We start from the raw sequence: 25,008 nt of genomic DNA on the forward strand, positions 1-25,008 counted from the left end.
TTTGGGATCATTATGTTTAAGCCTTTTTATTCCTTAGTCGGCGCCGCGATAGGCTGCGCCCTTATGGCTTTGGCTAACCCAGCCTACAGCGCCACCTATGTTAAAGCCGACAAAATGTTGGATGTCACCAATGGCAAGGTACTTGAGAATGTCGTTATCAGCATAGATGAGGGCGTTATCACAGACATTGGCCATACTCTGCCGACCCCGTTGGGCGCCGAGGACCAATTAATCGACCTAGGCAACAAGATGCTGCTGCCCGGTTTAATGGACATGCATGTGCATCTGACTTCGGATCCCACCGTGCCCCGCGTGCAACGTTTTAGCGATTCGGCGCCGCGTAAAGCAATAAAAGCGGCCTACTTTGCTCATAAAACCCTGCTCGCAGGCTTTACCACCTTGCGTAATATTGGCGCCACCGGCTACAGCGTGATTGCCCTGCGCGATGGTATAGAAGCAGGTGATGTACCCGGACCACGGATCTGGGCGGCCGGCCCATCCTTGGGAGTCACTGGAGGCCACTGCGACAACAACCGGGTACCGCCGGAATTAAATTACCGTGCCGAAGGCGTGGCCGATGGTCCCTGGGCGGTGCGCGCCAAGGTACGTGAAAATATTAAATATGGCGCCAACGTCATTAAGTTTTGTGCCACCGGCGGCGTTTTCTCCAAAGGCACCAAGGTGGGTGTACAGCAATACAGCCAGGAAGAAATGAATGCCCTGGTGGAAGAAGCACATCTGCGTGGCTTAACCGTGGCCGCTCATGCCCATGGCACCAGCGGTATCAAGGCGGCCATTATCGCCGGAGCCGACAGCGTTGAACATGTCAGCTATATCGACGACGAAGGCATTAAGCTGGCGAAAAAGCACGGCACCTGGTTGTCCATGGATATCTACAACACCGAATACACCCTCACCTATGGTGAGCAAAATGGCGTTGCCGAGGAAAACCTAAATAAAGAGCGCCAGGTATCCAAGCGTCAGCGTGAAAGCTTTAGTCGTGCCGTGGAGGCGGGGTTGAATATGGTGTTTGGTACCGATGCCGCTATCTACCCGCACGGTGACAATGCTAAGCAGTTTTCTCGCATGGTGGAATATGGCATGACGCCCTTAGAGGCCATTCAAAGTGCCACCATCAATGCCGCCAAGCTATTGCGCGCCGAAAAGCAATTAGGCCAGTTAAACACTGACTTTGCCGCCGACATGATTGCCGTTGACGGCAATCCGCTTGAGGATATCAGCGTCTTGGAGCGGGTTGATTTTGTGATGAAAGCGGGCCAAGTTTATAAGCAGCCGCAATAGGAGAGCATAATGACTATTAATACTTCACTACCGGGTCAGTGGCCAATCTTTGTTATTCAGGGGATCATCGCCATTATCTTTGCCGCCGTGGCCTGGTTTTCACCGCAAGCCACCATAGGCGCCTTGATCTTTGTCTTTGCCGCCTTCTTTATGTTCGACGGTTGCTCGCGGATTTGGCTGGCATTTAAACAAAAGCAGTATTCGTCTTACTGGTATTTAACGCTGATAGCCGGCATTTTAGGTATTGTCGCGGCCATAGTTACGGTCAGCATGCCTCAGCTGACCGCCTTGATCATGCTCTATTTGATCGCCTTTTGGGCCATCATTATTGGCATGATGGAAATGGCGGCAGCGATCAAGCTCTTTAAGCACCTGCAGGGAGTGACCTTGTTGCTGTTAAGCGGGGTGGTATCGATCATCTTTGGCATCTATCTGATCATTAACCCGGGCCAGGGGATCATTGCCATGCTCTGGCTGGTCGCCATTTATGCCTTTGCCTTCGGCATCATCTTATGTTGGCTGGGCTTTAAGCTACGCGCCTTGGATAAGGCGCACGGCTAACTGTGCCTTTGCCACCTACAGCATCTCGTTGTAGGTCGGCTGTAGGTCGCCTGTAGGTCGGGCTTTCAGCCCGACAATGCCCTTTTGTCGACGCAGAGCATCGACCTACAAACCTTAATGTAAGGCGGCGCGATATGGCAAAGAGGCACAGATTTGTGCTTCGCGGGTGATCACCTCGGCCAGACGAGCATCCACTTCTTCTTTATCGAAATATTCGTAGGCCAATTCCACAAACAGATTCTTGTGTTTTTCTTCAGACTTGGCGATGGCGGTATAAAACTCCTTGTCCTTACCCGGCGGCAACGCCTCGGCGATTAAAGCAAAACGCTCATGACCGCGCGCCTCAATCACCGCAGCCACCAGTAGGCGGTCGAGCATAAAGACTTCTTTACCATGGCGGAACATGCCGCGCAGCTGATTTACGTAGGGGTCTTTTTTATCATCGCCGAGATTAACATCACGCTCGGTAAGCAACTTCACCACCTGCTTAAAGTGGATCATTTCTTCAAGTGCCAAGTCCGTCATGGCCTTGACCAATTTACGCTTATCCGGGTAGTGAGACAGCATAGAAAGCGCCATGCCCGAGGCTTTTTTCTCAGCGGCGGCATGATCTTGTAAAAAGGCGTCGAAGTCGGCAAGCACCGCATCGGTCCACTGCTGTGGCGTATTAAATTCGAGTTCAAACATAAGCATTACTGACAACTAACATTGGCGCTATTGTACGCAGCCAAGGCCATTCACGCCAGTCCCCTTAGCCTAACCACCAGCTATCGAGGTTATCCACCTTGCCATTGCGGGTCGAGGCAATTTTCAGCGGGCTTTTAATGTCGCGCCAGGCCATTACCTTATTACCCTTATTAAGGTGGGCAAACTCGCTGCCTTGGGGCTCAACACCCAAAAAGCGGCAGAATGTGTGGTAGGCATGGGGTTCGCCTAAATTCAGGCACAACAAACGCTCGCTCTGAGTGGCAAAATAGTCGCGCACCTGCTGTTGGTGGCGGCGATAACAGTGTAAAAGGTGTGTATCATCCGCCAGTGTGTGTGGGTTCAGAGGGGAAAATACCCGCCCATAACTTTGTTTTAATAAAGGGCTAAAGCCGCCATGGGTGCATAACAGGTTATCGCTCATGCGCGCCAGTAATTGCTTAATGGATGCCAGCCAGGCCTGTTCATCACGGCAAAGGAGAATAAAGCGACTGCGCGGATAGCGCCTGGCAAGCTCGGGATAATGACTAAAACAAGGAGTGTCGGCCAGCACCTGAGCCTGTTCAAAGCAGGCCTGAGTATAGGCGGTGTGCGCCGTAGGCAAGCCCAACTGCAAGGCCGCCACACACACGCTGGTGGTGCCGGTACGGGGCAAGCCCAGCACAAATATTTTCTCTACTGCATTCATTAGGGGTGGCCTTGATCCGCGCCCAAAAAATAAGGGCGCCATTATACTCATGCCCCTTCATCTATGCGACCCTGGGCTTGTGCTTTTATGCAGACAAAAAAAAGCGGCGGTTAAATACACCGCCGCAGCCTGGGAGCTGCTAATTACAGCATTGCTAAGTATAGTCACTAAAACATAAGTTATTAATATTTATCGCTTTTATCATTGCCGTTGCCATAACCGTCATCAAACAGGGAGCGCAAGTTGTCGGCAAAGGATTTTAATTTTTCTTTCATGGTTCTTTTTACGCTGACTTCGACGCTGCCTAAAACATTACGGCCGGTGAGTAAAATACGCGGACGTTGGCGGTCTTGATCCCGCGGACCTAAGGCCACCCGCTGATTGCTAGTGGAGGCAATAATATTGGTGGTTTGCGTCACCACATCAACGCCCTCTGGCACATAAATCTCGCAGGAGCCCAAATAGCAGTTAAGGTAAATATGTACGTCCGGGTGGCTGAAGATGGCATTACTGAAGTCCAGCTCCAAGGTCCCAAGCACGTTTTTTATCTGTATTTCTTTAGGAACCACCCAATCACCGCCACGGTGATCCGAACTTAAAATGGTGGTGATGGACTCACCAATCGGTTGCTCATCGCCACGACCATATTGTGGGCGCAAACGGGCCGCCTTTTCACTTTGATAGCGCGGGTCTGCTTGCAATGGTAAATCGGCAACCAGGGTCACTAGATATTCTTGATCCGTGCTGTCATAGGCTGCATCCAAACGGCGCTCGAATGCCTCGGCAGAGAGCTCGCCATGGCTGTAATTAAGTATAAGCTGGTCTATGACTTCTTCTTTAACCTGCTCTAGGGGTCTATCCGCAACGGGTACCGACATAATTCAATTCCTTAAAGAGTAATCCTATATAGGCTAGTACTTTTACAGCAAACTTTAGACCAAGATTAAAAATATATATAAATCATATAGATAAATAAAACCTGATAACAAGTGCCGGTAGCAATGACCACGTTTACGTATTTATCACCACTTTTTAGCAAATTTTGCACATGCGTTTTAACTAACGCCGGAAGTCGACCAGCTGCTCGCCAACCACAAGGTGCCCAGCACCAAAACACTCAGGGCAGCAATGCCTTTGAGCTTATGTTTGCGGATCACCTTTTCCGCTTTATTACCGGCGTAATACACTACCAAAGCCAGACCAAAATATCGCAACGAGCGGGCTATAGCGGTGGCAAGGAAAAATAACCACAGGGGATAATGAGTCGCCCCCGCCGCCAACATGGCAATTTGAAAGGGAATAGGCACTATCCCCAGGGTCAGCACAAACCAAAAGCCCTGGCTGTGCATTTGCGCTTTGACTTCGGCAAACTGCTCCGGGGTTGAGATAAGTTCGATTAGCCAATCACCCAGCATATCGAAAAGATAATAGCCCAGGGCATAACCAAACAAGGCGCCGAGCATACAACCCAGAGTTGCCACCAAAGCGATGGCCCAGATTTTATCGCGCCGCGCCTGCATCAGCGGCACCAGGAGCGCTTCCAAGGGAATGGGCACTATGGTCGATTCTAAAAACGAAGCCAGGGTCACGCTTGAGAGCATATGCCGAGAGTGGATCCAGCGCCGTGTTTTATGTATCAGTCGCCCACAAATTCCCATCTTGTCTCCCTACATCATTATGCGCCATTTAGTCGGCGCTTTACCAAAGTGATTCGTGTTAACAGCCTAGCGCGGCTCCAACTGCGTCAAAAGCTCTTGCTGCTTGGCTTTCGTTAGTTTCGCCACCACCAAGAGGTAAGAGTTATCCATCATGCGCTCGACTTCCCCTTTAGGAATGCTGCCGTCTAACATAATCGTGTTCCAAAGTCGTTTATCCATATGGTATCCGGGCAACACGGCGCTAAAAATATCGCGCAGCGCCTGCGCCTCATCCGGGTCGCACTTTAGGTTCATTTGCCACATGGGTTCGCCATCGTCGATTGCACGCAGCGTTAAAGTGGCAAACATCTTACCTGCTACCTTATATACATCAACCCCTTCGCCAAAGGGTTGCTCGACCTTGGTTTGTGGCTTATTGAGCAAATAATTATGGGCTTGAGTCTGATCCATACCGGCACCTTATTATTCATGGTTATTTAGGTTATTTGGTTACTTGTACTCAGTCTTCAAAGGTTAGTATCTATGGCCGCTGAGTTCACCTTGCTGCCAGCGGCTAAAGCCTTGCCTGATATTAACGGGAACTAATCCCTGTACCTGCTGAGCACTGAGCTTCTGACAGCGCTGCGCTACTTGCGCTCTGACTACTCGCTTGAACGCCTTTCTGCCCTCAGGATTATGCAGTAAATAGCTTATAAACGCCCAACTGGAGCGATATAACTTGCTACTATCACCATCGTTTTGCCACAAGGCTTCCGCTTGCCATAAATGACCCGGGCTATAAACGCTCTGTTGTAGCCAGCCATCACGAACCCAACTCGGATTAGGATGTACCATCACCAATTGCAGCTCAATCTCGGTGTGCTCAAAATATTCCGCTAACCCCTCATTGAGCCAAGAAGGCGTATTGCCCAATACGGCGTGATTTATGGCATGTACAGCTTCATGTATGGCCGTGCGCATGGTTTGAACATCACCTCGGTATTCTATATAGGCTTCATTGGAACGGCCGAAATAACTGCCGACGCTGTTTGAGGAAGTACTGCCAGCGCGGCGTATGGCCGCCAGGTAACTGCTGCGCTTCGGCAATACATGCAGGCGTAATTCAACCTTACGCATCGCCTCCCTGCCTACCACCTGACTATAGGCTTTAAAGACACCATTTAAGGTCGACTCGAGCCGGGCTCTAAATTCACTATTCAGACTCGGCGCAATCAGCTCAAGGGCAAAGTAATCCATCACATCAGCACCCTCGTACCGATATTGCTGCACCTCAAAGTCGGGCTTTTGGTCACTGACATGACGTACGCCCTGGCTATCCGTCCAAGTATAAATACCCTGAAATTGCTGCACCTTGAGCTCTCCTAAGGAGGTGTCCGAACAGGTAAAACGCTGCTCAAGGTTATGCTTATTGTTATTTGTCGCCACGGTGCCATTTCCGGTGCCGGGCTGAGCTTGTGTGGGTTTAGTCGGTGTGTTTAAAGGCGATTTATTCTGCAGCGGCGTTGGAGCTGGAAGCGAGGCTTGTTTTGAGCCAAATAATTGCTGCAGCCAAGTTATACAGGCGGCTACTGGCTCGGGTAACTCCAGCTGTTTTCCCTGCAACTGATTGGCCCCGTGCGCCAGCGCTAAGAAAATAGCTAAGCATATAAATATCTTGATGATTCTTCTTTCCATAACGCGTTTATTTATCTAATCCCTTTGCCCCAGATCATAACAGCGATTACTGGACTGGGGTACAACTAGCATGGACGGCCAAGCAAATTATGCCGTGACTTTAGCGCTAAGCTAGAGATGTCCTCATGATGACAAAAACAAGGAGATTCATTATGAAAGCAGCAGTTGCCCATAGTTTTGGCGCCCCTTTAAGCATTGAAGAAATAACCAAGCCTACTATCGACGCCCATCAGGTGCTGGTGAAGATTCATGCCTGCGGAGTGTGTCATACGGATTTACACGCCTGCCACGGCGATTGGCCGGTCAAACCCAAACTCCCCCTTACCCCGGGGCATGAAGGTGTAGGTGAAATTGTTGAGCTCGGCAGTGCCATCAGCCACTTAAAGCTCGGCGACCGAGTTGGGATCCCTTGGCTTTACAGCGCCTGCGGCCATTGTGAATATTGCCTCGATGGCAAGGAGACCTTGTGTCTGGAGCAGCAAAATGCGGGCTACTCCGTCGATGGCGGTTTCGCCGAATACTGCGCCGCCCATGGCGATTATGTGGTGAAAATACCCGAAGGACTAAGCTACCCGGATGCCGCACCGCTGTTTTGTGCTGGCGTGACCACCTATAAGGCACTCAAGGTATCCGAGACCAAGCCCGGACAATGGATGGCCGTTTTCGGCGTCGGCGGCCTTGGACACCTGGCAGTGCAATATGCGGTGGCCATGGGCATGCGGGTTGTGGCCGTGGACACGGGTGAAGCCAAACGTGAACTCGCGCAGCAGTTGGGTGCCGAACATTTCTTCGACTTTAAAACCGACGATGTGGTCAATGCCATTAAAGAAGTCAGCGGTGGCGTGCATGGCAGCGTCTGTACCGCGGTAAGCAAAGCCGGCTTTAGGCAAAGCTATGATGTGGTGCGCCGCGGTGGTAAATGCGTGCTGGTCGGCCTGCCGCCGGAGGACATGCCCTTGCCTATTTTTGATACCGTCCTCAATGGCGTCAGCGTGGTCGGCTCTATCGTCGGCACCCGCAAGGACCTGGAGGAATGCTTAGAGTTTGCCGCCCGCGGCAAGGTCAAAGCCATTATTACCGAGAAGGACCTTGATGATATTAACGATATCTTCGCGGATATGGAAAAAGGCGAGATCACCGGGCGCATAGTGATGAATATGCCCAAGTAAATAAGCAGGCCACCGCAAGGTGGCCTTTTTATGAATGTCTAATTAGTTTGCAATAAAGGGCGCCGAACAATCCTCGGTGCCAATATTACATACCATAAATTCCTGAGACTGCTTCTTAAAGTACCAATAGGTAGCGCTGTTGCTATCGGTCACCGACTCCAGCCATTGGCCATTAAAATAAACATCGACGCCTTCGGCCTCTGTGCTCCAGGTCAGGGTCGTTTGAATATCGCGCCCGGCATTTTGCACAGTACCTTGCAACACGGGTGCTGCTGGTGGCAATACCGATGGCACAGTGGCCACGAAGGCATTGCTGGTGCTGACAAACAGCTCGGTAAAGTCACTTAAGTTGGTATCGGTGACATACACCTGACCAAAGCGACTGCCCGTTACTACACGACCCGAGTGGTCGATATCAATATCGTGTAGATTGCCACCAATTTCCAAGGTGTTAACCAGGGTGCCCTCGGCACTATAACGGGCAACATAGCCACTCCAGCTCACCATATATATATTGCCCTCGGCATCGGCGGCTACACCACGCGACGAAGAAGTATGACCCAAGGCGACGCTACGCAGCACTGTGCCACTGGCTGGGTCTATCACATCAAGAGCGCCATAGGTGTTTTGCAAAGCATACAACTTTCCATCTAGCCCCACATTGATATCGATATAGTCGCTGTCATCGATAATGCGCTGCGCATTGCCGCTAGCTAAATCAAACTTAACTACACCCTTGGCTGCTCCGTCGTAGGCAGTGTAAGTATCGGTCACATATACTGCATCGCCAATGGCAGTTATGCCACCATAAGACAGGTTATTCGCTGTGCTCCATCCAGGCATGGTAAAGCTCTGCCAGTTTTCACCGTTATAGACCAACAACTCAGGGGTAAAGGTGCCGTTAAATACAGCAACTCGACCATCATCCAGTATGGTGATATCACGTGCCATTTCATTGGCACTGTTGGTCGGAATGTTTCGCTGTGATATCAAGGCGCCGTTATTATATTCGTACAAGATATTGTCGCTGGCAACGACCAAGCTGTTATCCTGAAATACTTGGTTGCTCATTGCCGGAGCCGCAACTGTTAACAACGCCAATGTCGAGATCATTGTTTTCATTATTTTTTCCTGTTGTTCTAGCACTTATGGGTCCCCCCAAAAATCCTTGTCTAAAATTGACGATTAGGGAAGCATAATACTCCCTAAGCAAACGTCTCTAGCATAACAGTAAATTAACAATACCGATAATAGGGATGCGCTTGTTATCCTTTAAATTTTAATGACATAACTTTTTTTGGCGGTGGTACACGCAGTCGCCACAAGATTTATTAGTCTAAATATCCCCTCGCCACTGCCGACTATGGTCGCATTTTGCTCAGCGCCAAAAGCTCCTATTTTTATTAACACTCTCACAATTTTATTTTGGAGCCTTGTATGTCAGGCGAATATCAACGCACCTATCGCGCCTTTAGTGATAATCCAGAGCAATTTTGGCTGCAACAAAGCGAGCGCATTGCCTGGTTAAAGAAACCGCAGCAAGCCTATCATCAGGATGAGCATGGCTTTTATCACTGGTTTGCCGATGCCGAACTTAATACCAGCTACCTGGCACTGGATCAGCATGTGTTGAACGGCCATGGCAATGAAACGGCGCTGATTTACGACTCGCCGGTCACAGATAGCAAGCGTCAGTACAGTTACAGCGAATTGCTCGAAGAAGTGAGTAAGTTTGCCGGGGTCATGCAAGGGCTGGGAGTTGGTAAAGGCGATCGCGTGGTGATCTATATGCCTATGATCCCCGAAGCTGTGATCGGCATGTTGGCCTGTGCCCGCCTCGGTGCCATTCACTCCGTGGTCTTCGGTGGTTTTGCCGCCCATGAGCTGGCGGTGCGTATTGATGATGCCACACCAAAACTGATCCTCAGCGCCTCCTGCGGGGTTGAGGTCGATAAGGTGATCGAATACAAGCCGCTGCTCGATGAGGCCGTTAGTCAGGCCCAACATAAGGTCGAGCATTGTGTTATTTACCAGCGCCCGCAATGCTATGCGCCGCTTAGCGAATGCCGCGATATTGACTGGGCTACAGCCATAAGTCACGCTCAAAGCGTGGACGCTGTGCCAGTCGCCGGCGCCGATCCTCTCTATATTCTTTACACCTCAGGCACCACGGGCACACCCAAGGGCGTAGTGCGTGAGAACGGCGGCCATGCGGTGGCCATGCATTACAGTATGGAAAGCGTATACGGTATGCGCCCAGGGGAGGTATTTTGGGCGGCCTCGGATATAGGCTGGGTGGTAGGCCACTCCTACATAGTTTATGCGCCGCTGATTTATCGCTGCGCCACCGTGCTATACGAGGGAAAACCTGTGCGTACCCCAGATGCCAGCGCCTTTTGGCGCGTGGTTGAAGACTACAAGGTTACAGCTTTATTTAGCGCCCCAACCGCATTTCGTGCCATCAAAAAAGAAGACCCCAGCGCTCAAGGTTTTAAGCAATACGACACCTCAAGTCTAAAACGCTTGTTCCTCGCTGGCGAGCGTCTGGATCCGCCCACCTATGAGTGGTTAAAAGAGCACACCCAATTGCCGGTGCTGGATCACTGGTGGCAAACCGAAACCGGCTGGGCCATCGCCTGCAACCCCATCGGCATTGAGGCCCTCCCCACCAAGGCAGGCAGCGCCACAGTGCCCACCCCGGGTTTTGATGTACAGATACTCGATGTCCATGGTGAGCAATGCGAAGCCAATGAGCATGGCGCCGTGGCCATTAAGCTGCCGCTGCCACCCGGATGCTTGCCGACTATCTGGCAAAATAACGAGCGCTTTAAAAGCGGCTATTTAAGCCAGTATCCGGGCTATTACCTGTCCGGCGATGGTGGTTACTTCGATGAGGAAGGCTATCTGTTTATTATGGGGCGCACCGATGATGTGATAAACGTGGCCGGTCACCGCCTGTCTACCGGTGAAATGGAAGAGATAGTTGCGGCTCACCCGGCGGTGGCCGAGTGCGCGGTGTTTGCCATACATGACAGCCTTAAGGGGCAAATCCCCATGGCCATGGTGGTGCTTAAAGACGACTTCACCGGCAGTCATGAAGAGGTCGAGCAGCAACTTAGAGCCTCGGTACGCTCCACCATAGGCGCCATTGCCTGCCTGCGGGATATTATCTGCGTGCCGCGCTTACCAAAAACCCGCTCGGGTAAAATATTGCGCAAGAACCTGCGCCAGTTGATTGATGGTGAAGAGCTGCAGATCCCCTCCACCATAGATGATGCCAGCATCTTTACCGAGATAAACGAGCAGCTGCAAGGGCGTTAACTCGGCCCTCAAGGCAACCTGCGGGGGCGTTCATTCGCCCCGCGGTTTATTCCCAACGCGCGATAAAGGCAACAAAGTCCTCAGCCGCCAACGGCTTGGCACACCAGTATCCCTGTACCTGATCACAACCCAGCTCAGCCAGACATTGCCACTGCTGCTCGGTTTCGACGCCCTCGGCTATGCTGCCAATATTGAGCGCCTTGGCCAGTTGCACCATGGCCTTGACTATCGCCACATCCGCTGGCTCGCCGCTGGCCAAATCATCAATAAAGGATTTATCTATTTTCAGCTTATCGACAGCGAAGCGCTTTAAGTAGCTCATTGATGAATAGCCGGTACCAAAGTCGTCGATGGACACCCTAAAGCCCGCGGCGCGCAGCGAGTTAATGCGCTTAAGTACCGAGTCCGGATCCATCAGGGCGATGGCCTCGGTGAGCTCGAGCTCAATACAGCTGACGGGCACCTCATAAATCTCAAGCTCGCGCATCAGCGCGCCCAGCAATCCTTGGTCTTCAAAGCTTGCAGCCGATAGATTAACGGCAAACACCAGGTCTTCAACTCCCATTGCCAGCCATTGTTTTATTTGCGCCAGCGCATGCCTAAACACCCAGGCATCCAAGGCTTTGATCAAACCTGCGCTTTCCGCCACAGGAATAAACTCGACAGGGGAAACCTGACCTAACTCAGATGAGTGCCAGCGCAGCAGCACCTCGGCGCCGACCACCTGACGGGAATCTATACGCACCTGAGGCTGAAAGACCAGGGAAAGTTCATCTTCCAACAGCGCCATGTTGAGGGCATTGATCACCTGCAGTTGTCGCGACGCATGCTGATTCATCTCCCGCGCATAAAAAAGGAAGTTGTTGCGCCCACGTTTTTTCACTTCAAACAGCGCCGCCTCGGCCAGTTGCAGCAAGCGTTGGCTGTTATCGCCATCATGAGGATAAAGCGCCACACCAATGGAGGCGGTGAGCACCATGTTTTTACCGTCGATATTAATCGGCGTGCGCAGGGATTCGAGGACGCGTTGAGCCTTGCATGAGGCACTGTTGGCCTTGGCATAAGGCATTAAAAAGGCAAAACGGTCACCGGGTAAGCGACAGATCAATTCGTCTTCATCACCTAAATTGAGCAGCCGCTGAGCCAAGGTTTTAAGGATCAAATTGCCCTTTTCATAACCCAGAGCTTCGTTGAGCACCTTAAAGTTATCCAGACCAATAAACAGCAGCGCGCCCTCGGTCAGCCTGTTCTTCGAGCGCAAAGATGCAAACACATGCAGCAGCATCTTGCCATTGGCCAGCCCGGTGAGCTGATCATAGTAAGACAGGTGATGTATCTTGGTTTCGTTTTCTATCTGAGCGGTAATGTCATGCTGAAAAGAGATGTACTTGCTGACCTTGCCGTCTTTATCCTTGATCGGGTAGATGGTGGTACGCTCGATCAGCTCCTGCCCTTGCTTGTTACGGTTGATCAGCTCCCCCACCCAAGGTTGCTGGGCAGTCAGGTTTTGCCACATGGACTGATAGACCTGAGGCGCGGTTTTACCCGAGCTGAGAATAGCCGGATCATTGCCCAGCAACTGCTCGCGCGAAAAGCCACAAAGTTCCACATAAGCGCGGTTCACATACTCGATTTTAACCTCAGTATCCGTGATTAAAATCGGGTGCGGATTTTGCTCAACCGCCAATGACAAGGTGTGCATACGCTCTTCCTGACGAAGGCGGTTTAACCAATGCCAAATGGCCTGGGACCAAATGGTAATGGCCTCTACCTCGCGGTCGCTAAAACTGCGCTGGTCATTGCTAAGCAAGATCACCATGCGCAGTACCTCCTGATCGCGCACCGGCACCGCCATTACAACCCCTAGCGCCGATAACTCACTCTCTTGGCTTGACTGCCCCTGCCAATGAGGATGTAAAACATGCTCTTGCGTACCTAGCTGCGGCGACAGTTGTGACAATAAATCCAGGGCCTGTGTCACCTTGAATTGCCCTTCACCAGCTAGCAACTGGTAAGTCCCGTCGTCATTAACCGCATACAGGCCAATACTTTGGCAAGGAACCAGATAGCGGGCATAGCTCACCCCATGACTCAGTAATGCCGACTCACAGCCCTTATAAGCAACATCGGATAAGCCCAGCAAGCCTTCTTTAAGTCTGGCTTCATGGGCCAGAGCATCGACTTGCGCCGCACGTTCGCTGACATCGCGCACCACCACCAAATAATTCGCACTGCCTTGCTCGGCCAGTTTCACCACCACGCATTGGTAATGGCGTTGCTGTTGTTGCCGGGCGACCACTATATCCTCCACCTCGGCCATACCCTGACGCTTGGCCGCGGCCACTGTGTTATATAGGCGGGTTTGATCTTTGCCTGCAAACAAGGTGTAAATGCTGCGCCCTATACTCTCCCCCTGCAGTAAAAACGGTTCGTTTTCTTTGGCATGGCTGCGCAGTATTTTGCCGTGTTCGTCAATTTCAAACACCAGTTCAGGCAAGGCGCTTAAGGTGGCACTCAGGCGATGGCGCGAACGTTCAAGATCAAGAAATGGCCGGGTAATGGTTTCCACAAACAGCACCTGATAAAGCAAAATATAGGCAACAATTTTATAGAGGTGGCCACAGAGGTTTAGGGTGTCGCTGATATGAGTGTAAAGGGTAAAATAATATTCGCTGAGCACCATAAGCACGGCGACCACGAACAAATGGCTTAAATTTCTGCTCTGTCGTACCTGCGCCAAACGCAATAAAAAGAGTAATGCCGCAAAGGCATACAGGGCCATCAAGAAATACTCAAAATTGCGTTTAAAGTCGGTCAGCCCCCGCCCGGGAATATAGCTAGGTGGCAGCCAGTCAGGATGAAATAAAAACACATAGCTCACCAGCGTGGTGCTCAGGCCGGCGACAATCAAGGATGGATAAATGCTGCGAGATCCTAAGGCCAGCCAGGGCTGGGCTGCCAGAGCAATAATGGCAACGGCGGTAAATATGCGCCCGGCAAACCAAAAGTTAATTGCCTTGTCGGCGCTTGCTGGGGTAATAAACTCCGGCATCCCCTGGAACGAAAACACATGCTGAAAGTCGAGTACGCCAACCCAAAGCATCACCCCGGAGACAAATATAAAGGTCGGGCTTTTAATATAGCTGCGTGCGCTCCAGCCCACCGCAAAGATAAGCACAGAGACTATGATGGAGACAAGCTCCAAAAAAGAATGCAGCAGTATATAGTGCTCTATAATGCTGACCAGCCCGAGCCGCTCAATAAGCAGCGACAGCCCCAGCACCACAAGAGCTATTACTAAAAACCTAGAGCTTTGCGACCACTCTTTTGCATGACTGGGGTGAATAAGGTTGCGCACCAGAAAACTTGACCGAAATAGAGAGAATTATGCTTGGATATATTGTCGAGCAGAAGTCGAAATACAGTCTAATATGCTGAAAAATCAGCATGTTCGGCAATATACCATAACGTGTGAGGACTGTAACTCACAGGCCGCACCCGAGCGCAGAATTTCACCCTGCATTTGATCTGGGTTATCTTTTGCTAAGATTCAAAGGTCATTGGTGAACCCCCGCCTCTACAATCGCAACCCGAAAAGGTCTAAAAATCAGGCATCTTCTTGCTGGCTCATAAAGTCCGCCATTCTCTGCAGTAACTCTTCTTCGCTGAGATCTTCCTTATGAGTGCCTATGGTCCAGACATGACCAAAGGGATCTTCCAAGGTACCGGCACGATCGCCATAAAATTGGTCGTGCACCGGACGCAGCTCCTTGGCTCCGGCGGCAATGGCCCGGGCAAACACAGCATCCACATCTTCTACATACAGCATTAAACTCACCGGCGTGCCGCCTAGGGCATGTGGGCTTTGAAAATGCGGCTGTGGGCACATATCCGCCAGCATAATATGGGAGTCGCCGATTATCAGCTCGGCATGAGCAAGGCCACCATCGGGCATGGGCATCTGCATCACTAACTCGGCCCCAAAGACCTCTTGATAATAGCTAATGGCACGCACGGCACCATCAATAATCAAATAGGGGGTAACGGCATGAAAGCCTGGTGGAATAGCAGGAACACTCATAAATTTGACTCGCTGTGGTAATTACACTCAGTTTAAGCTTAGTCGACAGACAGCAAGCAAGTACCTTATCAGTACCCGGCAACCAGGTATATTTCGCGGCGTTTTCAAGCTAGTATCGGATAATATTGATAAGGTGATGGACGCCAGATAATGATCAATACCCTGAGACTACGCGCTTGTGGCAACTACTCAAGCCTGGGGGAGGTATTTGAAGTGCTGATAGACGGCACACCCTTGCTGGAACTGGTAAAGCAATTCGAACAGCGCTTTGATCCCCACATAGGTGGCGCCTATAGAGCGGCGCTGAGCCTTGACGATATCAGCAAGCGCATGTTGGAAAACAAGGCAACCCTGATGCCACTGGCCTGTGATTGCGGACAGTGGGAATGTTGGTACTTACTTACCCAGGTCTATTGCACCGACGACTATGTGTGCTGGCAGCATTGGCATAACCCCTATCGCGACGGCCAAAGCACACAGCATTGGGATTACCGTGAATTTGATGTATTCACCTTCGACAAAGCGCAATATCAAGCGGAAATCGTTAAGGCATTAAGGTAACGACTTAAGGGCTCAATTATGGATGAACAGGAATTACAGCATTATCTGCGTAGCGTAATCAACGAAGCGGACGTCGCCTTGCTCTGTGATGATTGTCGCGGTGCCCTGGCTTTGGTTGTTAGTCGCTTGCATGCCCTGTACGAATTCGATGAAAACCTTCATATTCCGTTACTTGATGAGCTTCCCCAGCGCTACCGTGCCGGGGAGCTGGACACTCCCGAGCAGATCCGGGCCTTTTTCGAGCGCCACCTAGATTCTTTACCCGGCGATACCCTGCACCGCCACAACCTATCGAAGACGAAACCCGGTAGCCAAAACGAGCCATTCTAAGACCAATTTCAATGCCGGGTCTTAACCCACTCCACTCTCAAGTACCATCCCGTAAAATGCAAAAATAACCTAAAAACGCAAAAATAATGCACATTTGTTAAAATAAACCAAAGCCTTAGCCACAAAAACAAAACCTACAACAAATTGAATTTAAATGCCTTTTTACCAACCAACCCCAAATTACCCAAAACAATTACAAAAAACTATACCATTTTTTTAACAACTGTGTTTTCATAATCGGGCCTAACGCGGTAACCGAATTACAACAGGCGGCAACCGCGTCAACGTCAAATACCCTTGTGTCACCAAGGCACAATGACAACACAATAATTAAATAAAGGTATTCACTATGAAGTCTAAATTCTCTCTCGTTGCTACGGCCACCCTATTGGCTCTAGGCCTTGGCTCAGAAGCAGCACTAGCAAACTCTTTACAACCGAATTTAGGCAGCAAGGATAAAGCTGAACAAGTAAAAACGAACGGAGCGAGCAAAGAGCGCGTAATCGTAAAATTCACTCGCGGTAAGTCTGCCGAAGTAAAATCGCTGGCGAAAAAGCTAGGCGGTGAGATTAAAGTTGACCTGGCCAAGCACGATGCCTTCGCCATGGAAGTACCAGCGGCGGCTCTTAAGGGCCTGCGTAACAACCCAAATGTTGAATTTGTAGAAGCCGACGTTAAACGTCACCTACTTGCCACCAACCTCAATACCACAGAGGTTGAGCCATGGGGTATCAGCCGCGTTGAAGCGGATATCGTTTCCGATGAGCTAGCCGGCAACCGCACCGTATGTATTATCGACTCAGGCTATGACATCCGTCACTCGGACCTAGACGCCAACCTGGTATCAGGCACCAACGACTCAGGTACCGGCCAATGTCAACGCCAGGCGGTTCACACGGTACTCACGTTGCCGGTACCGTAGCCGGTATCACTAACGGTTCGGGTGTTGTGGGTGTAATGCCAAACGGCAATGTAAACCTGCATATCATTAAAGTATTTAACGAGTCTGGCTGGGGCTACTCTTCAAGCTTGGTATCAGCAGTTGATGACTGTGTGGCAGCGGGCGCCAACGTTATCAGCATGAGTCTAGGTGGTGGTGGCAGCAGCCGCACCGAAGGCAATGCCTTTGCCAACTACTACAGCCAAGGTGTACTAAGCATCGCCGCGGCAGGTAACGACGGTAATACCGCTCACTCTTACCCGGCTTCATATGATGACGTGGTATCGGTAGCGGCCGTTGATTCTGGCAATATGCACGCTAACTTCTCACAGCGCACCAACCAGGTTGAACTTGCCGGTCCAGGTGAAGCCGTACTGTCAAGCGTAGGTCTAGGCGACGGTCAGCTAGCACAACTAAGTGTTGGCGGTACCGACTACTTCGCTAATGGCGTGGTACCACACCTGTTCTACAACAGCAGCCTGGCGTTTGACCCTGCGGGCAACAATGGCTCAGCCAGCGGCGCGCTAGGCGTATGTACTACAACGGGTACTTCATACTCGTGTGGCGACATGACGGGTAAAATCTGTCTTGTTGAACGTGGTGAAAACCAAGGTGACAGCTCGACCTCAACGGAAAATTCATACCCTGAATACCGTGGCGCCAATGCCTGTGCCGACGCCGGTGCCGAAGGTATTATCGTTTACAGTAATGCTGCACGCCCGGGCCTACAAGCGCCATTTATGGTTGACTTCAATGGTAAAATTCAAGGCATTCCAACGGCCTCAATTGACCGTGCAACCGGCCTTGAGCTGGCTGCAAAAGCGGGTCAAACGGCGAGCCTGTCTAAAGTAGATGGTCAGGACTGGGATTACTACAATGGTACCTCTATGGCGACCCCTCACGTAAGTGCGGTTGCCGCCCTGGTTTGGTCATATCACACCGCCTGTTCGGCAGCGGAAGTGCGTAACGCCCTGGCGGTTACTGCCGAAGACCTAGATGCAGCCGGTCGTGACGTGAAAACCGGTTACGGTCTGGTTAAAGCACAAGCGGCCATCGATTATCTTGCGGGTACTAGCTGTGGTGGCGGTTCATCTGACAATGCACCAGTTGCAGACTTCAGCTTCTCATGTGATGCCCTGGCTTGTAGCTTCACCGACGGCAGCTCGGATGACAACGGCGTAACCGGTTACAGCTGGAACTTCGGCGACGGCGCTAGCAGCTCGGCGCAAAACCCTAGCCACAGCTATGCGGCAGACGGTTCATACACTGTGACGCTAACGGTAACCGACAGCGCCGGTCAAACCGACACCAGTTCGCAAACCGTGAATGTAAGCAGCGGTGCTACGGGCGGCTCTATCGACCTAAATGCGTTTGGTTACAAGGTAAAAGGTCGTCAACGCGTAGACCTAAGCTGGAGCGGTGCAAACAGCAGCAATGTTGATATCTATCGCAACGGCTCGGCTATCACCACAACCAACAATGACGGTGCCTACACTGACGCTATCAACCAAAAAGGCGGCGGTGTATACAACTACTCAATCTGTGAAGCAGGCACGACTAACTGCTCTGCAACTGTAACCGTAGTTTTCTAAGCCTTAGTTAAACTACCGATACATTGCAACACCCATGCCGGTCTATATAGACCGGCATTTTTGTTATAGCACTATTGACTGGTAAGGGCTTTAATGACAAGCAGTAACAGATTTCAATTGTGAAGCGCGGTTGCTATAACTGCGGATCTCAAACTGGGTTATAAAGCCAAGGTTTTCATACAGAGGTCGACCGGCCGCCGATGCCTGCAAGACCATATACTGCGCCCCCGAGGCCACCGCAAGCCTGAGCAAATCCTGCATCATGCTTTTGGCAAGCCCTTGTCCTTGATGCGTTTGTTTTAACGCGACCTGATGAAGGCCGACTACCTCCCCGGTGTAATACAAAAGCGCGCTGGCAACAACCTCTCCCGCCCATACCCCAACATATAATTGTGCTTGCTCACATTCGAGTAAAGACGCAATGGCCCGGGCATCCACACGATAACCAAAAGCCTCATTCACCACCTCTATCCAGGAAGAAACCTCCTCGACCCTAGTAATGTTTCTTACCACCAACTCTGCGCTCGTGATTGGCTTATCCGAGGTGGGTGGATAATCACTTACTGACAAGGGCAAATACATGGCCGTTTGTGCTAAGACGCAATCCCAACCGGCGTGTTTAAGCGCTAACTCACGCTCCTCGGGGAACTGCAATGACGCCCCGTGCAAATCCGGCCAAAGTGGAAACATCACCCCAGCTCGAGCCTCGGCTAGCGGCGCCATGCAGGTCAGCGAACCGGGCTCTGGGTGCCAGCAGCGATGAGGCCACACATGATTGACCTTAAATGGCCATGTGCTCTCATCAGCCAAGGGCGCCGCACCATAGTGCTCCCAAAGGCTTGTTAAGTTCGCTATATTGGCTTGATTAATATCCACTTCTCGACTCCCAATTCACTAAGATAACACCACCAATCAATAACACCGTTCCCAATAACTTGCTGCCATCCAGAGCCTTAACGGGCAAGTTAAACCAACCCAGGTGACTTGCAAGCATGGCCACCACAATTTGCCCCGACAAGGCAAACGACATCATGCTTCCTAGGCCCATTTTTGGGATCAGATAATAAAAGCAACTGACGCCAAACGCACTGAATATCCCGGCAAGCCACAAATACCAGGGCACATTGGTGATGACACCAACGCTCGGGTAGCTTTTACTGGTGAATACCAGCACCGCGGTGACAAGAGTAAAGCTGGTTAAAAACGCCACCCCCGTGGCGAACATTGCGCTGTTGAGCAACACCCCCAATTGCGCATTCATGGCCGCTTGTATGGCAATGGCGGCGCCGGCAGCAATGGCCAGCATACAAAGCATGAAGGCCATCATATGCTGTCTACCATCTCGGCGTAGTCGAAGCGGACTTTTTCTGCCCTTGCTTGACTGTCTTCTTGATGTCGATAGCCTATGGGGCAGATCACGGTCGTGGTTAAACCGCGCTTTGTTAATCCCAGAATGCGGTCATATTGCTGCGCGTCAATCCCACTCATCGGGCAGGTATCTATGCGCATCTGTGCCGCACAGGTAAGCAAGTTGCCAAGCGCAATATAGGCTTGCTGATGTGCCCATTCCTGGCGCTGTGCCGGTGTTTTACTGGCCAGCGCCGACTTCATATGATCACCGTAACGCTGTAAATCGGCAATGGGGGTGCCCGTGACTTCGCTGTGGCGGGCTATATAGCGCTCTACCGTCTCATCACCAATGTTTGTCTGCGCCGCAAAAACAAGCAAATGCGAACTATTAGCCACCTTATCCTGGCCGTAAGAATGAGGCACCAGTTGCTCGCGCAAGTATGTTGAACGTACCAGAATTAACCTATAAGGCTGCAATCCATACGCCGACGGGCTTAAGGAGGCGGCCTGTAACAGGGTTTGCAATTGGTCTTCAGGCACCCTTTGCTGGGAAAATTGTTTTACGGCGTAACGCCACTCTAGTGCGGTTAAAAACTCCATACTTACCTCTGTGTCAATCAAACCATAACTGGAACCTACTCGCTCCAGCGCATGAGAGACAGTGTATCGAGGCGCTATGCGGGGTTCATTTACATAGGTTGATAAGGGATAAGTTTTTTCTCACCCGACTTAACTGGGTCGGCGTTATCCCTAAATGCGAAGCGATATGGTATTGCGGTAAGCGCTCGGCTAAGGCAGGAAATTGCTTGCTAAAATGCAGATATCGAGTGGTGGCATCGTCCTGCACTATCTCGATTTCTCGCTGGTCTTTTGCCAACAACCAATTCTTCTCAAGATAATGGATTTGATAGAGCATAAGTTCTGGATTGCTCTGCATGAGCCGGCGAAAGCCCTTAAAATCGATGGCGATCAGCGTGCTTTGCTCCAGTGCCTCAAAGGCCAAACTTGATGCTTGCTGTGTTAACAGCGCCGTCATAGACCCGGGAAACTTGCCCTCATCGAAAAACATCTTATTGTATTCATTACCTTTTTCATCGGTAACAAAACAACGTACCAAGCCTTGGTAGAGATAAGAGAAGGACTGTGGCACGACCCCACATGGATAAATCAGCTGGTGCTTATCCACATGAATCAAGGTGCATAGGGGCTTAAATTGCTGCCAGGTCTGCTCACCGATGGGAGCATACCCTGTCATTTGCGCACGCAAAGAGTCGAACGCAGCCTGCTGCTCACTCACTATTACCTCCAATGTAACTAACCGCCTTGCTGTACTTATTTTCGTCATTGGCACGAATACCGGCACTGGCTGTCATTATAGTCGGATTGATAAGCAAAACAGTAGCGCAACGTTTTATCTCGTTAACCAACAAAGCAATGATAAAAGCAAAGCCCCAATTTTGGGGCTTTTTAAGTGCTTTATAACTTGGCCAATAATGGCGACATGGGGATACCAAAATCGGGGAGGCTCGGCGGTAAACTGGCCACTTCTGTAGGTAGCTGCGCTTTAATCCGCTTCATGTTTTCACTATCACCTTGATGGAAGTAAACATAGTACTTCAAAACGGCCGTGTACTTGTTGTCTTCTGGTAACTGCTCAAGAATGGCTAGCGCATTGTCAAAGTCCTCCACCTCTATGTACGCACGGGCCAGATTCATCAGAGTTCCAGGTTTAGTCTGGTCTTTTAGCTGCGCCTTTAGCTCGTTTAACTCCTTGATTGCTAAATTAGGCTGCTGCAGCTGCAAGTGCGTCAAGGCCGTTACATTTTTCAAAAAATATGGCGCCGAGTCCGCATCGGGATACCAATCTGCGAAGGCAAGCATAACATCTTCATAACGAGCAAGTTTGTGACCAACATGACTTAGCAGGGTAAAGCTCAGTAGCTTAATTTTGCTTTCGTCCTGTTCGTTGAGTACGGCTCTATTGGCGTGCCAATTTAAGATGTTAGCAAACACTTTATTGAGCTTTTCTACATCTTTGCTTTTAGCCTCGGCTGCGCCATCGAGCAACGCAGCCATTTGCTCTTCATAACTAATGGCTGTTTGCTGTGCTTGTACCTGCTGCGGCTTATCTTTATCCACAATTTGCGCCGCCGCAACGGCACTAAAGGCGAGTGACATAACTAGTGCAATGACATGCTTTTTGTTCATAGTTTTTTCCTTGTCTAACATTTTAATCCGTTGCACGTTAAAGCTCTGTTGTTGAGCAATACTTAACAACGGGGTCATAAATTGCCTATGTCCATTTTTCGCTTGGTGCTGCGATAAAAGGACACTGGCAAGATCCAGTTGATATTGTTCCCGAAAGCTCGCTGCGCACTTTTCATCGCAGCTGAGTTCCAGCTGTTGCTTTGATTTTTTAGCTAAAAATAAGCACAGGGGATTCCACCAAAATAGGCTTTCCAACAAGCAAATAGCCCAGCTCCAATACACATCCCCCTGGCGTAAATGGGTTGCCTCATGTTGAATAATCGAATGAACTTCTTTGGCATCAAGCAGCGCCCGATCCAGCCAGATAGTGGGCCGTGTCACCCCACTGGCGAATGCCGGAGCCCCCAACTTTGCAACCCGAACAGGGTAACCCCCACTACTGTGCTCATAGCGGTTACAGGGTGTGGAGTGGCGATAAAGTCGCTTGATAAACGAGAAGTACTGCCCTATGCGCCAGATAAACAAGGCGACACCAATTAGCAACGCCAGAAATACCAGATGAGAGACATCAAATGCATAGCCATCAACTAACGACACTGGTGCCTGAACCTGAGTAGCTAGAGCATCTTGTTGTTGGCCTTGCGAGAGAGCCGTCTGCCAAAAATGTGCAACGTTAAAAGTCAGCTCCGGGTCTTGCTGATATTTAGAAACTTCGGGCATATGCTGCCAGGGCACAAGCCAGCTGGACAGTGCCAACACCGAGACATAGAAGCTCAGTCGTGCCGGAGCACTTTGTAGCCCCTTTAATGCGACCAGTGCGCACAGTGAAATAAATAAGCTGGTTAGGAAATAGTCCGTCATATCGCCCTCCTTTTTTACATGTCTTTCTTTTTGCTATTTAACAGGTTTTGTAAATAGGCAATATCCTCATCATTAAGACGCTCTTCTTTAATAAAGTGAGCAATGAGATTACGGGAGCTTCCCTTAAAAAAGCGCTGCATAAAGGTGGGGACGGCTTCTTCTGACAGAGCGCTTTGCGTCACAATAGACTGATAAACAATCGCCCTGCCTTGCTGACCACAACGCTCCACCGCGCCTTTGTTTTCAAGCCGATCGACAATTGTTTTCACCGTGTTATAGGCCACTTGCTTGTTATTCTTTTTTGCTTCGCTAAGCAACTGATGGAGTTGGCTCGCTGTACATGGCTCGTGTTGCCAAAAAAGCTGCATCACATCCATTTCAAAATCACTGAGTTTCATTTTACCCCTCACTACTACACTTGTAGTTATCAACTACCACAAATGTAGTAATTGGATTTTTTAAAGTCAAGATTTAATTTAACCCTCAGCATGAAACCTTAAGGTAGGTTGTGAACTGCGTCTTTATTCTGCCGGCACGAGGTTGAGCATGTTATAATCCCCTTTTACTTTTAAAAGATGATTGCCACCGTGACCTTACCTGCCTTTTCCAGCACCCCTCTTTCTCGCTCTTTGCTCGATAACCTAGAGTCTTTGGGTTATCACCATATGACAGAAATCCAAGCGCAAACCTTGCCGCTCATTTTGGCGGGCAAGGACGTGATTGGTCAGGGTAAAACCGGCTCAGGCAAGACGGCCGCCTTCTCTTTGGGGCTGTTACATAACCTCAATGTAAAACGTTTTCGCGTCCAGGCCCTGGTGGTATGCCCGACCCGAGAGCTGGCCGATCAGGTGGCGGTGGAAATTCGCAAACTGGCTCGCGCCATTCACAATATCAAGGTGTTGGCTCTGTGCGGCGGTGCGCCCATGGGGCCGCAAATAGGCTCGCTTGAGCACGGCGCTCATATTATTGTCGGCACCCCGGGACGCATTGAGGAGCACCTGCGTAAGGGTCGCTTATCCCTGGATGAGGTTAACACCTTCGTACTTGATGAAGCGGATCGCATGTTGGAGATGGGCTTTGAAGAGCCACTGCAATACATCATCGATCACTGCCCGGCAGAGCGACAAAACCTGCTCTTTAGCGCCACCTATCCGCCTAAGATTGAGCAGCTGGCCCAGCATGTAATGCACAACCCGCAAAAGATCACGGTCGAATCGACCCATGACGACAGCAGCATAGAGCAGTATTTCTATGAGGTGGACAACAATGACATGCGCTTGGAAGCAGTGCAAAAACTGCTGCTGCATTTCCAGCCCGAGTCGGCGGTAATTTTTTGCAATACCAAGGCCGAGTGTCAGCAGGTGTGCGATGAGCTTCAGAAGATGGGCTTTGATGCCGCCGCCTTACACGGCGACCTAGAACAAAAAGACCGCGACCGCACCCTGGTACGTTTTGCCAATCACAGCCTGAGTATCCTTGTGGCCACGGATGTCGCCGCCCGAGGTATAGATGTGGACCATGTGGATATGGTGATCAATTACCATATTGCCCATGATCCTGAAGTCCATGTACACCGCATCGGACGTACCGGCCGCGCCGGTAAAAAAGGCATCGCCTGCTCCTTAATGAGCTATAAAGAGTCGCACAAGGTCAATGCCTTAGAAGATTATCTCGAGCAAACCTTAGAGCCCACCGACCTGCCCAATGACAACGTCTTTAACAATGCGATTAAGCGTGCGCCCATGGTCACCATACAAATCGACGGCGGCAAAAAGTCCAAACTGCGTCCGGGAGATATTCTTGGCGCCCTGACCTCTAATCAGGCCATTACCGGGGATCAAATTGGGAAAATCAAGGTCACGGCTATCAGCTCCTACGTTGCCGTACAGCGAAAAATCGCCAATGCGGCGCTGAAAACCATCAGTGAGGGGAAAATGAAGGGCCGCAATTTCCGCGCTCGGAAGCTAAATCGCTAAGCCCTTTAGGAAATATCTCACTAAGGTGCCA

The 25,008-nt window shown here is 50.6% G+C and carries 24 protein-coding genes; 9 read left to right on the plus strand and 15 right to left on the minus strand.

Annotated elements, in window-relative coordinates:
- Positions 1-63: 63 nt before the first annotated feature.
- Complete coding sequence (locus C2M24_RS01685) at positions 64-1,302, plus strand: Xaa-Pro dipeptidase (protein WP_233999482.1); 1,239 nt, start codon at positions 64-66, stop codon at positions 1,300-1,302.
- A 9-nt stretch (positions 1,303-1,311) separates the two neighbouring features.
- Positions 1,312-1,863, plus strand: a complete 552-nt coding sequence (locus C2M24_RS01690) for an HdeD family acid-resistance protein (protein ID WP_105200950.1) — start codon at positions 1,312-1,314, stop codon at positions 1,861-1,863.
- A 114-nt stretch (positions 1,864-1,977) separates the two neighbouring features.
- Here C2M24_RS01690 and C2M24_RS01695 read toward each other — a convergent pair whose 3' ends face one another.
- The 6 genes from C2M24_RS01695 to C2M24_RS01720 form a co-directional block, all read right to left on the minus strand.
- On the minus strand, positions 1,978-2,550 hold the full coding sequence (locus C2M24_RS01695) for a tRNA-(ms[2]io[6]A)-hydroxylase (protein ID WP_105201093.1): 573 nt from the start codon (positions 2,548-2,550) through the stop codon (positions 1,978-1,980).
- 64 nt (positions 2,551-2,614) lie between these two features.
- Positions 2,615-3,256 (minus strand): sulfotransferase family protein, encoded by a 642-nt coding sequence (locus tag C2M24_RS01700; RefSeq protein WP_233999474.1) that lies wholly within the window; start codon positions 3,254-3,256, stop codon positions 2,615-2,617.
- Between the two features lie 182 nt (positions 3,257-3,438).
- A complete protein-coding gene (locus C2M24_RS01705) occupies positions 3,439-4,134 on the minus strand; it encodes a LiaF domain-containing protein (protein WP_105213084.1) in 696 nt (231 codons plus the stop codon).
- A gap of 177 nt (positions 4,135-4,311) precedes the next feature.
- A complete protein-coding gene (locus C2M24_RS01710) occupies positions 4,312-4,914 on the minus strand; it encodes a YqaA family protein (RefSeq protein WP_105213085.1) in 603 nt (200 codons plus the stop codon).
- 66 nt (positions 4,915-4,980) lie between these two features.
- The gene (locus C2M24_RS01715; RefSeq protein ID WP_105213086.1) at positions 4,981-5,364 is read right to left on the minus strand and encodes an MmcQ/YjbR family DNA-binding protein; all 384 of its coding nucleotides are present in this window, start codon (positions 5,362-5,364) and stop codon (positions 4,981-4,983) included.
- 63 nt (positions 5,365-5,427) lie between these two features.
- Positions 5,428-6,588, minus strand: coding sequence for a DUF1570 domain-containing protein (locus C2M24_RS01720; protein WP_105213087.1), 1,161 nt, complete (start codon positions 6,586-6,588; stop codon positions 5,428-5,430).
- Between the two features lie 152 nt (positions 6,589-6,740).
- Between C2M24_RS01720 and adhP the strand changes: the two genes are divergently transcribed.
- Positions 6,741-7,757, plus strand: a complete 1,017-nt coding sequence (gene adhP, locus C2M24_RS01725) for an alcohol dehydrogenase AdhP (RefSeq protein ID WP_105213088.1) — start codon at positions 6,741-6,743, stop codon at positions 7,755-7,757.
- A gap of 42 nt (positions 7,758-7,799) precedes the next feature.
- Here the strand turns inward: adhP and C2M24_RS01730 are convergent, their stop codons facing one another.
- Entirely contained in the window at positions 7,800-8,879 is a 1,080-nt protein-coding gene (locus C2M24_RS01730; protein ID WP_105213089.1) for a hypothetical protein, read from the minus strand.
- Positions 8,880-9,194: 315 nt separating this feature from the next.
- Here C2M24_RS01730 and C2M24_RS01735 point away from each other — a divergent pair, with 315 nt between their 5' ends.
- Positions 9,195-11,078: a propionyl-CoA synthetase gene (locus tag C2M24_RS01735; protein ID WP_105213090.1), complete on the plus strand. Its 1,884-nt coding sequence runs from the start codon at positions 9,195-9,197 to the stop codon at positions 11,076-11,078.
- Between the two features lie 46 nt (positions 11,079-11,124).
- Here C2M24_RS01735 and C2M24_RS01740 read toward each other — a convergent pair whose 3' ends face one another.
- The gene (locus C2M24_RS01740) at positions 11,125-14,436 is read right to left on the minus strand and encodes a bifunctional diguanylate cyclase/phosphodiesterase (RefSeq protein WP_105213091.1); all 3,312 of its coding nucleotides are present in this window, start codon (positions 14,434-14,436) and stop codon (positions 11,125-11,127) included.
- Between the two features lie 249 nt (positions 14,437-14,685).
- Positions 14,686-15,159, minus strand: a complete 474-nt coding sequence (locus C2M24_RS01745; protein WP_105200936.1) for a VOC family protein — start codon at positions 15,157-15,159, stop codon at positions 14,686-14,688.
- Positions 15,160-15,309: 150 nt separating this feature from the next.
- Between C2M24_RS01745 and C2M24_RS01750 the strand changes: the two genes are divergently transcribed.
- The 4 genes from C2M24_RS01750 (at position 15,310) to C2M24_RS16065 (ending at position 18,582) form a co-directional block, all read left to right on the plus strand.
- Positions 15,310-15,720 carry a hypothetical protein gene (locus C2M24_RS01750; RefSeq protein ID WP_105200935.1) on the plus strand — a complete coding sequence of 137 codons (411 nt, stop codon included), beginning with the start codon at positions 15,310-15,312 and terminating at the stop codon, positions 15,718-15,720.
- 18 nt (positions 15,721-15,738) lie between these two features.
- Complete coding sequence (locus C2M24_RS01755; protein WP_105213092.1) at positions 15,739-16,050, plus strand: hypothetical protein; 312 nt, start codon at positions 15,739-15,741, stop codon at positions 16,048-16,050.
- 349 nt (positions 16,051-16,399) lie between these two features.
- Entirely contained in the window at positions 16,400-16,972 is a 573-nt protein-coding gene (locus C2M24_RS16060; protein WP_199775677.1) for a S8 family serine peptidase, read from the plus strand.
- Entirely contained in the window at positions 16,924-18,582 is a 1,659-nt protein-coding gene (locus tag C2M24_RS16065; protein ID WP_199775678.1) for a S8 family serine peptidase, read from the plus strand. Before C2M24_RS16060 ends, C2M24_RS16065 begins: the two co-directional genes overlap by 49 nt.
- Before the next feature lie 90 nt (positions 18,583-18,672).
- On the opposite strand, the gene C2M24_RS01765 is transcribed toward C2M24_RS16065, so the two are convergent.
- From C2M24_RS01765 to C2M24_RS01790, 6 genes are all read right to left on the minus strand, one after another.
- The gene (locus C2M24_RS01765) at positions 18,673-19,458 is read right to left on the minus strand and encodes a GNAT family N-acetyltransferase (RefSeq protein ID WP_105213093.1); all 786 of its coding nucleotides are present in this window, start codon (positions 19,456-19,458) and stop codon (positions 18,673-18,675) included.
- On the minus strand, positions 19,448-19,909 hold the full coding sequence (locus tag C2M24_RS01770; RefSeq protein WP_233999475.1) for a DMT family transporter: 462 nt from the start codon (positions 19,907-19,909) through the stop codon (positions 19,448-19,450). Before C2M24_RS01770 ends, C2M24_RS01765 begins: the two co-directional genes overlap by 11 nt.
- A complete protein-coding gene (locus tag C2M24_RS01775; RefSeq protein WP_105213095.1) occupies positions 19,906-20,532 on the minus strand; it encodes an NAD(P)H-dependent oxidoreductase in 627 nt (208 codons plus the stop codon). Before C2M24_RS01775 ends, C2M24_RS01770 begins: the two co-directional genes overlap by 4 nt.
- Positions 20,533-20,617: 85 nt before the next feature.
- On the minus strand, positions 20,618-21,229 hold the full coding sequence (locus tag C2M24_RS01780; RefSeq protein WP_233999476.1) for a Crp/Fnr family transcriptional regulator: 612 nt from the start codon (positions 21,227-21,229) through the stop codon (positions 20,618-20,620).
- Between the two features lie 179 nt (positions 21,230-21,408).
- A complete protein-coding gene (locus C2M24_RS01785; protein ID WP_105213096.1) occupies positions 21,409-23,001 on the minus strand; it encodes a M56 family metallopeptidase in 1,593 nt (530 codons plus the stop codon).
- A 14-nt stretch (positions 23,002-23,015) separates the two neighbouring features.
- Positions 23,016-23,399: a BlaI/MecI/CopY family transcriptional regulator gene (locus tag C2M24_RS01790; RefSeq protein ID WP_105213097.1), complete on the minus strand. Its 384-nt coding sequence runs from the start codon at positions 23,397-23,399 to the stop codon at positions 23,016-23,018.
- A gap of 189 nt (positions 23,400-23,588) precedes the next feature.
- On the opposite strand from C2M24_RS01790, the gene dbpA reads away from it, so the two are divergent.
- Positions 23,589-24,977 carry an ATP-dependent RNA helicase DbpA gene (gene dbpA / locus C2M24_RS01795; RefSeq protein WP_105213150.1) on the plus strand — a complete coding sequence of 463 codons (1,389 nt, stop codon included), beginning with the start codon at positions 23,589-23,591 and terminating at the stop codon, positions 24,975-24,977.
- Positions 24,978-25,008 lie beyond the last annotated feature (31 nt).

Origin of the sequence: Pseudoalteromonas sp. T1lg22, assembly GCF_002964645.1 — a bacterium.
Classification (GTDB): Bacteria; Pseudomonadota; Gammaproteobacteria; order Enterobacterales; family Alteromonadaceae; genus Pseudoalteromonas.